Here is a 14814-nt window from a genome sequence, read left to right as displayed (position 1 = left end):
CTAGCTAGCCGCCAAAGAAAACAGTTCTGTGTCTCGCCTTCGCGCCCGGCGGACTGCACCCTTTCCGCCAACGCTAAACCATCGGTCAGGCTTCGGGTGGCCCTTGCCGCCAGACCGTATATCGATTGGAGCTGTTCGGCGGCTGAGATTGCGATCGGCCTGGGAGGGTTGACGACATGACGATTACGGCTGGCGCCGCGGCGACGCGCGGACCGATGACGCTCAAGGGCTGGGCGCAGCTCCTGCTGCTCGGCGCGATCTGGGGCGGCTCCTTCTTCTTTGCCCGCATTGCCGTGTCGGAGATCCATCCGCTGGCGCTGGTGCTGTTTCGCGTCGCCATCGCCGCGGCCGCGCTTCAGCTCTATCTGGCGATCCGCGGCCCGTCCTTCCGGCTCGCCTTTCCTTACGCCGGCCTGTTCTTCCTGCTGGCGCTGACCAATAACGTCGTTCCCTTTTCGCTGATCTTCGCCGGCCAGACCGAACTCGGCGCCGGTGTCGCCTCGGTGCTCAACGCCACGACACCGTTCTGGACACTGATTCTCGCCAATGCGCTCACCACGGACGAAAAGCTCTCATGGAACAAGCTGGCCGGCATCGCGCTCGGCGTCGCAGGCACAGCTGTCATGATCGGTCCTGGTCTTGCTGCCGGCCTCGGGGGGCCGGTCTGGGCCAAGTTCGCGCTGATCGGCGCCTCGCTGTCCTACGCGGTCGCCCTGATGGTCGCGCGACGCTTCAATGGCGTGCCCTCGCCGGTCATCGCCACCGGGCAACTGACCGCCTCGACCGTCATCATGATCCCGGTCGTGCTTGCGCACGGCCCGGCCGGACTATTTTCGGCCTCGCCGCCGGTCTGGGCCGCGGTGCTGGGGCTGGCGCTGCTCTCCACGGCCTTTGCCTACATCCTCTATTTCAACCTCGTCGCCTCGGCCGGCGCCACCAATGCCTCGCTGGTCACTTTGATCGTGCCAGTCAGCGCCGTGCTGCTCGGTTTCCTGTTCCTCGGTGAACGCCTGCAGCTCTTCGAAATGGGCGGCATGGTGCTGATCGGACTCGGCCTGATCACCATCGATGGCCGCCTGTTCGGCCGATGGTAGCGGTGCCATTGCCACGGCTTCGCCATAATTTATTCACAACTCTTGGATCGATTTTTGCCGAAGAGTTTCAACGGCTAACGGCAAATCGGAAGTCGCAAATTCCACAATCATGTCGCATTGCAGCACGTTTTCCGCTTGCCTGTGACCCAAATGACTCTAGATTCCGGCCATGGCTCTGAAGAGGAGGCTATGGCATGGGACTGACGAGGCCAATCAACGCTTTGATGATTTGTGCCGCATTCGCATTCATCGGTGCCCTTATCATAGGCGTTCTTCCCTAACCCGCCAAAGCCGGGAAGATCCACACCGAGAGTAGTCCAAACAGTTCGAAAAGGCCGGTTCTACCCGGCCTTTTCCGTTTCCAGCCGTTTCAGGCCGCGGCCGATCCCGCCGCCTCCGCCTCGTGCGAGCGGATGCCGATCATATGGCAGACGGCAAAGACCAGGTCGGCCCGGTTCATCGTGTAGAAATGGAAATCGCCGACGCCCCGCTCGACGAGATCGTGCACCTGCTCAGCCGCTACCGCCGAAGCCACCAGCGCATGCGTCTGCGGGTCGTTCTCCAGCCCTTCGAAGCGTTCGGCCAGCCACGCCGGCACCAGCGCACCGCAGCGCGACGAGAAATTGGCGACCTGGGTGAAGTTGTGCACCGGCAGGATGCCCGGCACGATCGGGATATAGATGCCGGCGCGGCGCGCCCGCTCGACATAGCGCTCGTAGAGATCGTTGTCGAAGAAGAACTGGGTGATCGCCCGCGTCGCGCCATTGTCGACCTTGCGCTTCAGCATGTCTATGTCGGTGGCGAAATCCGGGCTTTCCGGATGCTTTTCCGGATAGGCCGAGACCGAGATGTCGAAATCGCCGGCGCTCTTCAGCGCCCCGACCAGCTCGGCGCCGTTGGCATAACCGTCGGGATGCGGACGGTACGCGGTTCCCACGCCCGCTGCCGGATCGCCGCGCAAGGCGACGAAACGGGTGACGCCCATGCCGGCGAACTCCTGGATGACACCGTCGACCTGATGACGGGCCGCGTCGACGCAGGTCATGTGCGCGGCCGGCCTCAGTGTCGTCTCGTTGAGGATGCGCTTCACCGTGCGTGCGGTGCGCTCGCGGGTCGAGCCGCCCGCGCCATAGGTCACCGAGACGAATCTCGGCTTGAGCGGCTCCAGCCGGGTGACGGTATCCCAGAGCCTAGCTTCCATCTCGTCGGTCTTCGGCGGGAAGAACTCGAACGAAACCCGGACCTTGTCGCCAATGTCGGGGCGGCGGGAAAAGCGGAACTGGTTCATCAGGCTGTTTCCCCCATTGGATATGTTTTGGCTGGCAGCGTGTCATTGGACGGATCGGCGATCAGCAGGCGGCGGTCGCGGCCAAGCCAGAGCTTGACGGTGAGCCTGGCCTCGGCCTGCCCGCGCGGCTCGAATTCCTGTCTGTCCTCGAGATCGAGCCCTGCCTCCTCGAACCAGTCGGCGATCTGCCGGTCTGAGAAGCCAAGCCGCATATGGGCGTGCTGGTCGCGCAGGAACTCGAGATTGTGGGGTGCGAAATCGACGATGACCAGCCTGCCCGACGGACGCAGCAGCCTCGCCGCCTCGCCGATGGCGCGGGCCGGATCGTCGAGATAGTGCAGCACCTGGTGGATGGTGACGAGATCGAAGGCGTTGCGCTCGACCGGCGGCGAAAAGATGTCGCCCTGGCGCACCTGCGCGTTGGCGACCCCCGCCTTGTCGAGATTGGCGCGCGCCACCGTCAGCATCTCGCGCGACATGTCGATGCCGACGCCGCGCCGGTAGAGCGGCGCAAAGATCTCCAGCAGCCTGCCGGTGCCGGTGCCGAGGTCGAGCATCGACTGGAATGGCCGTTTGCCGACGAGCTTGAGCAATGCGGCTTCGACCGCGCGATCGGGCACATGCAGCGAGCGGATACGATCCCAACTCGCCGCGTTTTCGGAGAAATATTCGGCGGCGCGATCCTGCCGCTTGCGCTTGACCGCGGCCAGCCGCTCCAGATCGCGCACCACCTGCGGATCGGCCTCGCGCACGCCGGAGACCAGGCGCTGCACGAAATCGCGCGAGCTGTCCGTGTCCGACAGTCTGAAGAAGGCCCAGGACCCTTCCTGGTAGCGGCCGATCAGCCCGGCATCGAGCAGCAGCTTCAGGTGTCGAGAGACGCGCGGCTGCGACTGGCCAAGGATCTCGGTGAGGTCGGAGACCGTGAGGTCCCCGCGCGACAGCAGCACCAAGATGCGCAGGCGGCTGGATTCGGCTGCCGCCTTCAATGTATCTACCATCGTGTCGAGCGTGACATGCATGAACGGGTTCTCACTGAAAGATATAAAGATATGTTTATGTCGGATTTGAAACCCTGGCAAGCACTATGTCGCTTCCGGACAAGAAAATGGCGCAGCCGTGATCCGCGCGCCGCGAACGATTGAGCGGACGAAGACGATGTTCGAGACGCGCGAGGGCGAGAAGCTCCTGAAGATCGATCCGGCGGATATGCCGCCGGACGGCCATCTCGTCTTCATCGGCCATATCGTCTCGCCCTGGACGAGCCGCGAGGATTGTCCGAAAAACATGCGCGCCGCCCGCGAAGCCGGACGGACAGCGACCATCCTGATTGACGAGCCATACCGCCAGGGGCTGCAGAACCTGGATCGCGCCAGCCACATCGTCATCCTGTCCTGGTTCGATCGCGCGCCGCGGACTCTGATTGTGCAGAAACCGCGCCATGCGGCTGAACCGAAAGGCGTTTTCTCGCTGCGCTCCCCCGCCCGGCCGAACCCTGTCGGCCTGCATGTCGCGAAGCTTGTCGCGGTCGACATCGAGGCCGGCCGGATCGAGATCGACGCCATCGACGTGCTGGACGGCACGCCGGTCATCGACATCAAGCCATACTACGCTTCGATCGATGCCTTCCCCGAAGCGACCATTACCGGACGCGACGAGAAATGAACGCGCCGACCGGCCGTCGCCGCGCCATTGCCAAGGCGCTGACCGCGCTCTTGCCGTTCGCCCCTTATGCCGACATGGAAAAGATCCGCGCCGATGCCGGCGCCATGCATATGAAGACCTTGCCGCCGACGATCGCGGTATGGCTGGCAACCATCGCTCATGTCCGCCACACCCATACCGACTACGAGAAATTGCTCGCCGAAGGCTATGACCGGGACTCGGCGCGCTTCTTCGTCATCGAGCAGACCAATGCGGTGCTGACCCGTTGGCGCGCAACGCGCTTGTTGGAGGAAGACGACGAGGACGAGTGAAGCAGATGGAACCCGCCCGGATCGCGTAGGCTCCTCGCGGGCAGGCCAGGCAGCGCCAGTCGCCTGGCTCTACTTCGTTTAGGACCGAACGCTAGCCTGCATTGCCGCAAACAACGAGGGAGGACTGAAATGAACCGAGCCGCCGCCCCCGAACCGTCCGGGTCGCCGCCCATCGTCTCGGACCGTCATGTTGACCCGCACACCTATCCCGACGGGGTGGCTTACTTCGACGGCCAATACCTGCCAATGTCGCAGGCCAAGGTCTCGGTGCTGGACTGGGGTTTCCTGAACTCGGACGCCACCTACGACACGGTTCATGTCTGGGATGGTCGCTTTTTCCGGCTCGACCTGCATCTCGACCGTTTCTTCGGCGGGCTGGAAAAGCTGCGCATGACGATCCCGTTCGACCGCGACGGGGTCGCCGAAATCCTTCACAATTGTGTCGCGCTGTCCGGCCATCGCGCCGCCTATGTCGAGATGTTATGCACGCGCGGCGCCTCGCCGACCTTCAGCCGCGATCCGCGTCAGGCGAACAACCGGTTCATGGCTTTTGCCGTCCCTTTCGGCTCGGTCGCCAATGCCGAGCAATTGCGAAACGGCCTCAATGTCGCGATCAGTGACAAGGTGCGCATCCCGCCCGCCTCGATCGATCCCTCGATTAAGAACTACCACTGGCTTGACCTGGTGCGTGGGCTCTACGATGCCTACGACCGCGGCGCCGACACCGCGCTGATCCTCGACTTCAACGGCAACGTCGCCGAAGGCCCGGGCTTCAATGTGTTCTGCGTCAAGGGTGGCAAGTTGTCGACGCCCGCAGTCGGCGTTCTGCCCGGGATCACGCGCCGCACCGTATTCGACCTGTGCGCCGAGGTGGGGCTGTCCGCGGTAGCGGCGGATGTCAGCGTGGCCGCGCTCAAGACAGTCGACGAAGTCTTCATCACCTCGACCGCCGGCGGCATCATGCCCGTCACGACGATCGACGGCACTCCGATCGCCGACGGCAAGGTCGGTGCGATCACAAGGCGGCTGATGGCGCTCTATTGGCAAAAGCACGACGACCCGGCCTGGTCGAACCCGGTGCATTACCGTCAGACCCGATAGATCCACTGCTCCGGCACCCGCACCGATATCTCCTCGCCGGATCTGATCGTGCCCGGCTTCTCGACCCAGGCGACGAGGCCGCGCAGCCGTTTCGCCGCCTTCGGGAACACCAGCGCTCCCGCTTCATGGTCGGCCATGCCGGCATTCTCGGCGATCGAGCGGCCGGCGATGCGGCAAGGCCCGTTCTGCCCATCGATCTTGATGGTCGCCCCACCCTTGAAGAACAAGAGCGAGCCTGCCGGCAGCATGGAAAGGCGCGGCACGCCTTCGATCAGCAGGTTGGCGCCGGTCCACTCCGGCTTGATCTCCGCGATGCCCATGCGCTCCGCCACGACGGCCAGTTCGTCTGCTGCGACAAGCGACAATTGACGCTCGTTGCGCATCTCGGTGCCACGCGGATACCAGGGCTCGCGCCCGCCCGAACGCCGCGTCGCGCCGGCATGGAAATCGCCCGCTATGCCGTCGAAGCCGAGGCGCAATTCCTCCACCGGCTTTGTCTCGAAATGATCAAAGGGCGCTATGTAGAGCGCCGCGGCCCTCGCCGCGAGCTTGCGGCCCGGCACGATCTCGACGGGCGTTTCAATCGTGGAGAACAGGTCCGGCATCGGTTCCGCCTTTTGCGTCGGCCGCTTGTCGCACTTCGGCTGCCCAGGCGGCAAGAGCGGTCTCGGCCAGAGCCCTGAGGTCTTCTGCCGAGGCGCCGTCGCGCGCCTGGATCGACATTCCGTGCATGACGCCGGTCAGGTACTTGGCCAATCGCTCGACGGACAGATCCGCCGGCAACTCGCCGGCTTCACGCCCCTTGGCCAGCCGCGCCGCGATCGCCGCTTCGGTCGCCTTGCGATATGTCTTGAGCTCGTCCGCGATGCCTTGCGCCTGCGGCGAGGCCGCCAGCGCGCCGCTGATGAAAAGGCAGCCGCCGGGCTTGCCCGGCCGGGTGTAGGCCTCAGCCGCTCCCATCAGCAGCAAACGGATCGCCTCCTTGACCGGCACCGGCGCGCTGAGCGCGTCCAGCGCAAACCCGATCTCCTTCTCGTGGTAGCGCACCAGCGCCCGACGGAACAACGTCTCCTTGTCGGCGAAAGCGTTGTAGATCTGCGGTGGCGTCAGGCCCATGGCCTCGCGCAGCATGGCAAGCGAGGTCGCCTCATAGCCATGTTCCCAGAACAGATGCATCGCGGCGTCGAGCGCCGCCTCCGGATCGAATGCGCGCGGCCTGCCTCCACGTGACTTCTCGAAATTTTCCATAGTGATCGATACGAAACCTATTGACTCGCCTGTTTCGAGTAACGTAACAATCAATACGTAACCTGACAAGTGCAAGCACCCGAGCCGTCAGAGCCATCCGCAGCAAGCAAAGGAGAACCGACATGCCGATCACCGTGACCGCGCCCGAAGGCGTGCTGACAGCAGCTGGCGAGCGCGAAATCCTGCCCCGCCTGAGCGCCGCGCTCATCGAAGCTTCCGGAGCCACCGGGAATTCATTCTTCACCGCAATCGTCGGCGGAACGGTCCATGTTCTGCCGAATCATCGCATCTATGCGGGCGGCACCAACCGGCCCGTCGTCATGGTGGAGCTGAAATTGCCGAACATCGGCCTGGCCTCCATCGAGGAGCGAGAGGCATTCATCACAGCCGCCGCCAGGATCGTCGCGGACCTTTGCTTGCCGGGCCACAGGCCCGAAAACACCTGGATCAACATCCTCAATGCGCCCGACGGCGGCTGGGGCATCGGCGGCCGGCAATATTCAGGCGAGGCGCTGGTCGCGGCAGCGATGGCCGCCACGCAATAATCGCGGGTCCTCAGCGCGAGGAGACACCCACGCGCGATGCGGCGTTGGCCGGGTCCTGCGTTCGTGGCGATCACGACGTTCTTACTGGCCGCTCGCTGCGCCGCTTCGCTTTAATGGCGGCGCAACGATAAGGATTGACCATGCAACCCGGACCTGCAATCGCGGCATTGTGGCTGATCTGGCTGGTGTCCTGGGCGCTTGCAGCTTTCTGGGCCGATCCCGTGCAAAAGCGCGCCGGCTTCAGGGCTGAGGCCCGGTATCGGGTGCTTTGGCTCGCCGGCACCGTCCTGCTGTTCGTGCCGGCGCATGGCTATGTCGGCCGGCTTCGGCTCTGGACGCCGACGCTTGCCGAGGCGTGGATTTGCGTCGCCCTGATCGCCATCGGCATCGCCTTCGCGTGGTGGGCGCGCCTGCATCTGGGCAGGCTGTGGTCGGGCACCGTCACCGCCAAGGCCGATCATCGCGTGGTCGACACCGGGCCTTATCGGCTGGTCCGCCACCCGATCTATACCGGCCTGCTGCTTTCGATCCTGGCCACCATGGCGGCGAAGGGCACCGTTTGGGGCGTTGCCGGCGCCGCCCTTCTGCTTATAGGCATCGTCGTCAAGGCCAGGCTGGAAGAGAGCTTCCTGCGCGGAGAGCTCGGACCCGCCTATGACGACTACGCCAGGCGCGTGCCGATGCTGGTGCCGTTCGCACCCGCCTGAGCCGGTTACAACATCCTCAGCAGCGCGCCGCCGATCGAATAGCCGGCGCCGAAGGCGCAGAGCAGGCCGAAATCGCCGGCCTTCATGTCGGCATGGTTTTCCGACAGCGCCACGATCGCGCCGGCGCCCGCCGTGTTGCCGAGCCGTTCCAGCACCATCGGCGCGCGGTCGTGGCCGACATCGTGGCCGAAGGCGAGTTTCAGGATCATCGCGTTCATGCGCGCATTGGCTTGATGCAGCCAGAAGCGGCGGATGCCTTGCGGCGTCAGCCCATGCTCGGCCAGGAACTCGACGATGAATTTGTGGCCGGCGACAGTGACTTCCTTGAACACCTTGTTGCCGATCTGCTTGATCAGATTGCCTTCGAGTTTGATCTGGTAGGGATCATCCTGGGCGGTGCGGGTGTGGTAGCCGAGATTGGTGCGGATGTTGTTCGACATTTGCGTCCAGGTGCGCGTGTCGAGCACCTCGAAGCGTCCCGGCCGCTTCTCGCCCTGGCTGAGCCCTTCGACGATCATGGCGACGGAGGCGTCGCCGAAGATGAAATGCGTCTGCCGGTCGCGGAAGTTGAGATGTCCAGTTATGATCTCGGGCGTCGACACCAGGATGCGCTTGTGCGCCCCTGCCCTGACCAGATTGACCGCGATGTGCAGCGCCGCCGCGGCGGAAGAGCAGCCGAGCCCCATGTCGAAACCGGCGCCCTTGGTGCCTAGCGCCTCCTGCATCTCGATGGCGATCGCCGGATAAGGCCGCTGATGATGCGAGGCCGAGCAGATCACCAGATCGATATCCGACGGTTCCACGCCGGCATGGGCGATCGCCTTTCTGGCTGAAGCGACGCCGAATTCCGCCTCCAGCGACAGCGCGTCGTCCGGCCGCGCTGGAATGCGCGGCGCCATGCGGGTCGGGTCGAGAATGCCCTGGCGCTCGATCACATGACGGGTCTGCACGCCCGACGCATGCACGATGAAGTCGCTGTCCGATTTCTGCAGCGGCGTCTCGCCGGTGACGGCGCGGCGCGCATTCTCTGTGTCGACCCAGCTGTTGAAGCTTTCGACCAGTTCTTCATTGGTGATGACAGGCTCGGGGATTTCGGCGCCGATGCCGCTGATGATGACGCGATGCATGTCCAATCCGTCCGAGGCACGGCCTTTTGTTCCGAAGCAAGCCGGCGGCTACCCTTGAAGCATTTGCCCGGTTTATGCCAGCCTAAACCTCTGTTGCGCGCGGCTATCGCGGTGAGTTGACCGGAAGACAGTCAGGCGCGCTTGGCGATGATGAAGATGCGAGGGAAACGCAGCAGCACCTTGCCGTTCGCCGTCTTCGGATAGGCCTTTGCGATCTTGGCGGTATAGCTTTCGAGGAAAGTCTTCTTCTCGTCCGCATCGAGCGGATCGAGGAACGGCTTCAGCCCTGTCGCCTTCACCCATTCGACGATCGCCTCGGCGTCGGCCAGCGGATGGTTATAGATCGTGTGCCAGATATCCACGCGGTCGGCGAGCGGCGACAGAAGATCGTAGTAGAAGGAAACCGGCGGCAGCGGCGCGCGAGCGGCGCCCTTGAGCTTGGCCGAGAACGGCATCTCGGCCGCCGTGTCGCGCATCAACCGATGCGAAGGCTCGCCGAGATTGTCGGGCATCTGGATGGCCAAGGCCCCGCCGGGCGCCAGCAATCCCATCAGCCGCCGGAACACCGCCGGATGCTCCGGCAGCCACTGGAACACGGCGTTGGCGAAGATCACGTCGACTGGGTTTTCCGGCTGCCAGACGGAAGCATCCGCAAGCGCGAAGTTGACGTTGGGCAGCCGCGCCCTCGCCTTCTCGATCATGTCGGGCGAGGTGTCGAAGCCGCTGACCTCGGCATCCGGCCAGCGTTCGACGAGCAGTTCCGTCGAATTGCCCGGACCGCAGCCTATGTCGACGACGCGGCGCGGAAAGTCGACCGGCACCTGCGCCGCCAGATCGCGCGCCGGTCGCGTGCGCTCATCCTCGAATTTCAGATATTGGGCGGCGGACCAGTCGGGTTTCATCTCGGTGGGGGTATTGCTCATCGATAGATTTCGCGACGATTACCAACTTCCACGACCAGAACGATCAGCCGGCTGTCCTGGAATTGAGCGATGACCCTGTAGTCGCCGACGCGAAAACGCCAAGCCTCTTCCCTGGTCGCGGTCAGCCGTTTGGCAAGGGCCTTTGGGTTGGGGTGCGACGATACTCTCTGGTTCAGGAACTCTAGAATGCGGCGTTGGTCTTTGGTCGACAGCCGTTCGATGTCTTTCACGGCTCTTGGCGTGAACTCGACACGCCAGTTCATTCAGCGGCGGGCTTCTTGCGGCGTTCCTCGGCTTCACGACGCTCAAGCTTCCGCATCACGTCGTCCAGCGGAACGCGAACGCCGTCGTCATCCTTCAGGCGTTCGTCCGCTATCCTGGCGTCCTGCCAATCCTCGATCGCCTCGAGGATGGCTTCTGTCACGACCTGATCCGTCGAACGGCCGCTTTCCTTGGCCATGGCGGCCAGCAGCTTCTCGGCTCTCTCAGGCAATTCGACCGTGATCATATGGGAAGCTCCATCCGGTCAATTTAGGTCAAATAGCGGATGCCTGCAACGGATCGGGACGCCCTACCGCGTCAGCCGCTTGTGCGTCATGCGGTGCGGGGTCGCCGCTTCCGCGCCCAGGCGGCGGAGCTTGTCCTTCTCATATTCCTCGAAGTTGCCTTCGAACCATTCGACATGCGCGTCGCCCTCGAAAGCGAGCATGTGGGTCGCCATGCGGTCGAGGAACATGCGGTCGTGGCTGATGATGACCGCGCAGCCGGCATAGGCTTCGAGCGCGTCTTCCAGCGCGCTCAGCGTTTCGGTGTCGAGGTCGTTGGTCGGTTCGTCGAGCAGCAGCACATTGCCGCCGCCCTTCAGCATCTTGGCCAGATGCACGCGGTTGCGCTGGCCGCCCGAAAGGTTGCCGACCTTCTGCTGCTGGTCGCCGCCGCGGAAGTTGAAGGACGAGCAGTAGGCGCGGCTGTTGACCTCGTGCTTGCCGAGCTTGATGACCTCGGCGCCGCCGGAGATCTCTTCCCAGACCGTCTTGTTCGGGTCGAGCGCGTCGCGGCTTTGGTCGACATAGCCGAGCTTGACCGTTTCGCCGATGCGGATCGAGCCGGCATCCGGTTTTTCCTGGCCGGTGAACGTCTTGAAAAGCGTCGTCTTGCCGGCGCCGTTCGGGCCAATGACGCCAACGATGCCGCCCGGCGGTAGCCTGAACGACAGGTTCTCGATCAACAGCTCGTCGCCGAAACCCTTGTTGAGGCCCTCGACCTCGATGACGACATTGCCGAGGCGCTCGCTTGCCGGGATGACGATCTGCGTGTCGGTCGGCTTGCGGTTCTGCGATTGCTCGACCAGTTCCTCATAGGCCTTGATACGCGCCTTGGACTTGGTCTGGCGCGCCTTCGGCGAGGACTGGATCCACTCGCGCTCACGCCAGATCGCCTTCTGGCGGGAATCGTCCTCGCGGCCTTCCTGGATCAGGCGCTTGGCCTTGGCGTCGAGATATTTGGTGTAGTTGCCCTCATAGGGGATGCCGCGGCCGCGATCGAGCTCGAGGATCCAGCCGGTGACGTTGTCGAGGAAGTAGCGATCGTGGGTGATGATCAGCACCGAGCCCGGATAGTCGCGCAGGTGCTTTTCCAACCATTGCGTGGTCTCGGCGTCGAGATGATTGGTCGGCTCGTCGAGCAGCAAAAGGTCGGGCTGCTCCAGGAGCAGCCGGCAGAGCGCCACGCGGCGACGCTCGCCGCCCGACAGGTTGGTCACCTCGGAATCGGCCGGCGGACACTGCAGCGCGTCCATCGCCATCTCGACCTGCTGCTCGAGGTCCCACAGGTTGAGGCGATCCATCTCGTCCTGGAGCTTGGCCGACTCGTCCGCCGTCTCGTCGGAATAGTTCATCATCAGCTCGTTGTAGCGCTCGATGATGGCGGTCTTCCTGGCGACGCCGTCCATGACGTTTTCGCGCACTGTCTTGCTTGCATCGAGCTGCGGCTCCTGCGCGAGGTAGCCCACGGTCGCGCCCTCGGCCAGCCAGGCCTCGCCCTGATACTCCTTGTCGAGCCCGGCCATGATGCGCAGGATGGTCGACTTACCCGAGCCGTTGGGGCCGAGAATGCCGATCTTGGCGTCCGGATAGAAGGACAGGTGGATGTTATCGAGCACCTTCTTGGTGCCGTAGGCCTTCGACAGGCCGGACATGTGATAGATGAACTGGCGAGCCACGCGTGCTTTCCCTGGAAACTGAGGTGTCAGGTTGAATGGGGGTTGCGCGCTATGTAGGCGATGAAGCGCCGAACGGCAATCGCTTTCGGCATGCCGCAATTTGTCCCGGAGCTTTCGCCGGGCTGGAGCACCCGTCCCTGGTATCGATCTTTTCGTCGCCCCGTCCGGGCTGACGAAAGCAGCGGTTAACCATTCGCCGTCAAAACGATGACAGGTGAGCAAAATCGTGTGAGGGCGCGATTTCGGGAAAGATCGGATCGACGCAGTGCTGAACGCTGTCCTGCTCCTTGCCGAAGCGGTTCTCTACTTCGGCGCCATGGTCACGCTCTTCCGCTTCCGGCGCCGCATCGGGCTTGGCGTGTTCGTCTGCGCTATCGGCGTCATGCACTTCCTCGAAACCTACCTCGCCAGCGTCTTCTACGTTGCGCTGCCCTTCGGCATGGTCTCGCCGGGTTCGGCCGTGCTGTTCTCCGGCAAGCTGGTGATGCTGCTCCTGCTATACATGAAGGAGGACGCGGCGACCGTCCGTCAGCCCATCTACGGCCTGCTGCTCGGCAATGCGCTGATGATCGGACTGGTGCTGTTGCTGATCCTGCGCCTGCATGCGATCTCCCCGCTTCCCGACGGCAGGATGCCGGATATCGGCTTCGTCGACGAGATGGGTTGGCTGATGGTGTGGGGCACCTCGCTGCTCTTCGTCGACGCCATTTTGATCATCCTGCTCTACGAAAAGCTCGGCGCCTATCTGCGCCACATGCCTTTCGCCCGTATCCTCGCCTGCGTCGCCTGTGTGCTCACATTCGACCAGGCGGGTTTCTTCACCGCGCTGCATTTCGTCGCCGGCGCACCGATCGAGGTCTTCTTCGGCGGGTGGTTCGCCAAGATGGCGGCGGCGCTCGCTTACAGCGGCATGCTCGTCGCCTATCTCAGGTGGGTCGAGGACCACGACATCACGCTGCCGCGCGGCCTCTCCGACATCTTCGACACCCTCACCTATCGCGAACGCTACGAGGCGCTGGTCAAGCATGTCGGCCGCGACGGGCTCACCGGGCTGCTGCACCGCGGCAGCTTCGATGCCGACGGCGAGGCGGCTGTCGCGGCGGGCATCCGGACCGCCAGACCGCTCAGCCTGCTCATCGTCGACGTCGACCACTTCAAGTCGATCAACGACCGGTTCGGCCACGCCGAAGGCGACAAGGTGCTGAAATCGGTCGCGGCCGTGTTGATCGAGACCGTCGGCAGCGAAAAGCAGGTGTTCAGGATCGGCGGCGAGGAGTTTGCGATCCTGTGCCCGCAGCCGCATGCACTAGCGAAGCTGCTCGGCGAAGGCATCAGGAACGCGGTCAAGACCTCGACGCACACCAGCCGCTTCAACATAACGGTAAGCGCCGGCGTCTCCACCGTCAGCGAGACGACGCGCTGCCTGGCCGACATCTTCGCGCTTGCCGACCAGCGCCTCTACAAGGCCAAGTCGAGCGGCCGAGACCGCGTGATCGGCGAACCGGGCAGCGAGGCCGGCGCCCGTGAGGCGACCCCAAAGACCGCCTAACCCGGCTGCCGGCCTACTGGAACCCGATCGCGTCGACCGTGCCCTTCGGGCAGCCGGCCTTACCCGTCGGCGCCGAGGCCTTGAGCAGGTCGGCGAGCTTGCTGTCAGGGCCGATCGGACCGGAGAGACCGAGCGTCAGCTCGCCGATCAGCCGCCGGCCGCTCGACGGATCGACAAGGCAGGAGACGCGCACGCGCTCGCCGGCACCCTTGCCGAAGGCCTGGTCGAAGGCATCGCGGATCTGGTCCGATGTCAGCTGCTTGCCGATGCTCTTGGTGAAGAGATCGCGCACCGGCGAGGCGTTCACCGCACGCATCAGATCGAGCGCGTCGGAGAAATACTCCTGCTGGCTCTTGCCGTAGCAGGTGCCGTGCTTGATCCATTCGTGGCGTTCGAGCTTGGAGGCCGTGCCAGGCATCACCTGGTCGAGCTCGGCGCGCGTGTTGGCGTCGAGATCGACGGGTGGCAAATCCCCCCAATGCGCGGGATTGTCGTTGGCCTTGTCGCCCGCCGACACCTGGCAATAGAAATTGCCGTTCGGCTGCGGCCACAACCCATGCAGCGTGAAGTGGGAAGCATCGAACTCGCTGGGGTTCTGCGCCTTGCATTCGGGCTTGCTGGCCTTGGTCTCGCAGAAGGCGGGCTGCCAGCTCAGCGCGAAGACATATTCAGGCTTGCCGGAACCAGGCTGCGACGGCTTGGTCTGGCCGGCAGGCGACGGCGTGGCCGACGCGCTGCCGCCGGTGACGTGGCCGCAGCTGATCTTCACCCAACGCCGCTCCGGATCGGCGCCCGGAACCTGGATGAGATAGTGGGTCGGCTCATCCTTGTTGCCGGCCAGAAGCTGATAGCTTTGTCCTGCTTCGGTGGACACGTCGCCGGGGTTCTTGCCGCTCTTGATGGCCTGCGTCGCCGGACAGGCGCTCTCGGCCACGAAAGTGCCGCTCATCTTGACGTCGGCCTTCGCCGCGCCGGCGCCGGCCGCAGCCAACAAGACCGAACCCCATAGTGCCCAAACCCGCATTCCCGCTCTCC

At 64.1% G+C, this 14814-nt stretch carries 17 protein-coding genes; 7 read left to right on the top strand and 10 right to left on the bottom strand.

Annotation, left to right across the window (positions count from 1 at the left end):
* Positions 1–176: 176 nt before the first annotated feature.
* The gene (locus DH10_RS07670; protein WP_192384575.1) at positions 177–1094 is read left to right on the top strand and encodes a DMT family transporter; all 918 of its coding nucleotides are present in this window, start codon (positions 177–179) and stop codon (positions 1092–1094) included.
* 370 nt (positions 1095–1464) lie between these two features.
* Here the strand turns inward: DH10_RS07670 and metF are convergent, their stop codons facing one another.
* Positions 1465–2382 (bottom strand): methylenetetrahydrofolate reductase [NAD(P)H], encoded by a 918-nt coding sequence (gene metF / locus DH10_RS07665; protein WP_192243218.1) that lies wholly within the window; start codon positions 2380–2382, stop codon positions 1465–1467.
* Positions 2382–3404, bottom strand: coding sequence for an ArsR/SmtB family transcription factor (locus DH10_RS07660; protein ID WP_192243220.1), 1023 nt, complete (start codon positions 3402–3404; stop codon positions 2382–2384). Before DH10_RS07660 ends, metF begins: the two co-directional genes overlap by 1 nt.
* 136 nt (positions 3405–3540) lie before the next feature.
* Between DH10_RS07660 and tsaA the strand changes: the two genes are divergently transcribed.
* From tsaA to DH10_RS07645, 3 genes are all read left to right on the top strand, one after another.
* Complete coding sequence (tsaA, locus tag DH10_RS07655; RefSeq protein WP_192243222.1) at positions 3541–4047, top strand: tRNA (N6-threonylcarbamoyladenosine(37)-N6)-methyltransferase TrmO; 507 nt, start codon at positions 3541–3543, stop codon at positions 4045–4047.
* Positions 4044–4358 (top strand): DUF2293 domain-containing protein, encoded by a 315-nt coding sequence (locus tag DH10_RS07650; protein ID WP_192243225.1) that lies wholly within the window; start codon positions 4044–4046, stop codon positions 4356–4358. The genes tsaA and DH10_RS07650 overlap by 4 nt, the downstream gene beginning before the upstream one ends.
* A gap of 129 nt (positions 4359–4487) precedes the next feature.
* Positions 4488–5459: an aminotransferase class IV gene (locus DH10_RS07645; RefSeq protein WP_192243227.1), complete on the top strand. Its 972-nt coding sequence runs from the start codon at positions 4488–4490 to the stop codon at positions 5457–5459.
* Here DH10_RS07645 and DH10_RS07640 read toward each other — a convergent pair.
* Together DH10_RS07640 and DH10_RS07635 are read right to left on the bottom strand one after the other, a co-directional pair.
* Positions 5447–6064, bottom strand: coding sequence for an MOSC domain-containing protein (locus tag DH10_RS07640; RefSeq protein ID WP_192243229.1), 618 nt, complete (start codon positions 6062–6064; stop codon positions 5447–5449). The two genes, DH10_RS07645 and DH10_RS07640, sit on opposite strands and share 13 nt — an antisense overlap.
* Complete coding sequence (locus DH10_RS07635) at positions 6039–6707, bottom strand: TetR/AcrR family transcriptional regulator (protein ID WP_192243549.1); 669 nt, start codon at positions 6705–6707, stop codon at positions 6039–6041. The genes DH10_RS07640 and DH10_RS07635 overlap by 26 nt, the downstream gene beginning before the upstream one ends.
* Before the next feature lie 122 nt (positions 6708–6829).
* Between DH10_RS07635 and DH10_RS07630 the strand changes: the two genes are divergently transcribed.
* A complete protein-coding gene (locus DH10_RS07630) occupies positions 6830–7252 on the top strand; it encodes a tautomerase family protein (RefSeq protein ID WP_192243231.1) in 423 nt (140 codons plus the stop codon).
* A gap of 140 nt (positions 7253–7392) precedes the next feature.
* Positions 7393–7959, top strand: coding sequence for a methyltransferase family protein (locus DH10_RS07625; protein WP_192243233.1), 567 nt, complete (start codon positions 7393–7395; stop codon positions 7957–7959).
* A 5-nt stretch (positions 7960–7964) separates the two neighbouring features.
* Here the strand turns inward: DH10_RS07625 and DH10_RS07620 are convergent, their stop codons facing one another.
* From DH10_RS07620 to ettA, 5 genes are all read right to left on the bottom strand, one after another.
* Positions 7965–9086 carry a beta-ketoacyl-ACP synthase III gene (locus DH10_RS07620; protein WP_192243235.1) on the bottom strand — a complete coding sequence of 374 codons (1122 nt, stop codon included), beginning with the start codon at positions 9084–9086 and terminating at the stop codon, positions 7965–7967.
* A gap of 131 nt (positions 9087–9217) precedes the next feature.
* Positions 9218–10009, bottom strand: a complete 792-nt coding sequence (gene tam, locus DH10_RS07615) for a trans-aconitate 2-methyltransferase (protein WP_425515299.1) — start codon at positions 10007–10009, stop codon at positions 9218–9220.
* Positions 10006–10272, bottom strand: a complete 267-nt coding sequence (locus DH10_RS07610; RefSeq protein ID WP_192243237.1) for a type II toxin-antitoxin system RelE family toxin — start codon at positions 10270–10272, stop codon at positions 10006–10008. The genes tam and DH10_RS07610 overlap by 4 nt, the downstream gene beginning before the upstream one ends.
* Positions 10269–10517, bottom strand: a complete 249-nt coding sequence (locus DH10_RS07605; RefSeq protein ID WP_192243239.1) for a DUF6290 family protein — start codon at positions 10515–10517, stop codon at positions 10269–10271. Before DH10_RS07605 ends, DH10_RS07610 begins: the two co-directional genes overlap by 4 nt.
* 63 nt (positions 10518–10580) lie before the next feature.
* Positions 10581–12230: an energy-dependent translational throttle protein EttA gene (gene ettA / locus DH10_RS07600; protein ID WP_192243241.1), complete on the bottom strand. Its 1650-nt coding sequence runs from the start codon at positions 12228–12230 to the stop codon at positions 10581–10583.
* 265 nt (positions 12231–12495) lie between these two features.
* On the opposite strand from ettA, the gene DH10_RS07595 reads away from it, so the two are divergent.
* Complete coding sequence (locus tag DH10_RS07595) at positions 12496–13779, top strand: GGDEF domain-containing protein (protein ID WP_343221490.1); 1284 nt, start codon at positions 12496–12498, stop codon at positions 13777–13779.
* A gap of 13 nt (positions 13780–13792) precedes the next feature.
* Here the strand turns inward: DH10_RS07595 and DH10_RS07590 are convergent, their stop codons facing one another.
* Positions 13793–14803: a ribonuclease T2 family protein gene (locus DH10_RS07590; RefSeq protein ID WP_192243243.1), complete on the bottom strand. Its 1011-nt coding sequence runs from the start codon at positions 14801–14803 to the stop codon at positions 13793–13795.
* Positions 14804–14814: the final 11 nt, after the last annotated feature.

It is taken from the genome of Mesorhizobium silamurunense (assembly GCF_014843825.1).
Taxonomy (GTDB): Bacteria; Pseudomonadota; Alphaproteobacteria; order Rhizobiales; family Rhizobiaceae; genus Mesorhizobium; species Mesorhizobium silamurunense.
Note: the sequence above shows the minus strand (reverse complement) of the source record. Positions and strands in the feature narration are given on the sequence as shown.

Bases quoted from the DNA above. Each gene is read 5' to 3' on its own strand.
- metF (WP_192243218.1), bottom strand. From the start codon at position 2,382: ATGAACCAGTTCCGCTTTTCCCGCCGCCCCGACATTGGCGACAAGGTC.
- DH10_RS07645 (WP_192243227.1), top strand. From the start codon at position 4,488: ATGAACCGAGCCGCCGCCCCCGAACCGTCCGGGTCGCCGCCCATCGTC.
- tsaA (WP_192243222.1), top strand. From the start codon at position 3,541: ATGTTCGAGACGCGCGAGGGCGAGAAGCTCCTGAAGATCGATCCGGCG.
- DH10_RS07635 (WP_192243549.1), bottom strand. From the start codon at position 6,707: ATGGAAAATTTCGAGAAGTCACGTGGAGGCAGGCCGCGCGCATTCGAT.
- DH10_RS07590 (WP_192243243.1), bottom strand. From the start codon at position 14,803: ATGCGGGTTTGGGCACTATGGGGTTCGGTCTTGTTGGCTGCGGCCGGC.
- DH10_RS07625 (WP_192243233.1), top strand. From the start codon at position 7,393: ATGCAACCCGGACCTGCAATCGCGGCATTGTGGCTGATCTGGCTGGTG.
- DH10_RS07605 (WP_192243239.1), bottom strand. From the start codon at position 10,517: ATGATCACGGTCGAATTGCCTGAGAGAGCCGAGAAGCTGCTGGCCGCC.
- DH10_RS07620 (WP_192243235.1), bottom strand. From the start codon at position 9,086: ATGCATCGCGTCATCATCAGCGGCATCGGCGCCGAAATCCCCGAGCCT.
- DH10_RS07640 (WP_192243229.1), bottom strand. From the start codon at position 6,064: ATGCCGGACCTGTTCTCCACGATTGAAACGCCCGTCGAGATCGTGCCG.
- DH10_RS07670 (WP_192384575.1), top strand. From the start codon at position 177: ATGACGATTACGGCTGGCGCCGCGGCGACGCGCGGACCGATGACGCTC.
- DH10_RS07660 (WP_192243220.1), bottom strand. From the start codon at position 3,404: ATGCATGTCACGCTCGACACGATGGTAGATACATTGAAGGCGGCAGCC.
- DH10_RS07650 (WP_192243225.1), top strand. From the start codon at position 4,044: ATGAACGCGCCGACCGGCCGTCGCCGCGCCATTGCCAAGGCGCTGACC.
- tam (WP_425515299.1), bottom strand. From the start codon at position 10,009: ATGAGCAATACCCCCACCGAGATGAAACCCGACTGGTCCGCCGCCCAA.
- DH10_RS07630 (WP_192243231.1), top strand. From the start codon at position 6,830: ATGCCGATCACCGTGACCGCGCCCGAAGGCGTGCTGACAGCAGCTGGC.
- DH10_RS07610 (WP_192243237.1), bottom strand. From the start codon at position 10,272: ATGAACTGGCGTGTCGAGTTCACGCCAAGAGCCGTGAAAGACATCGAA.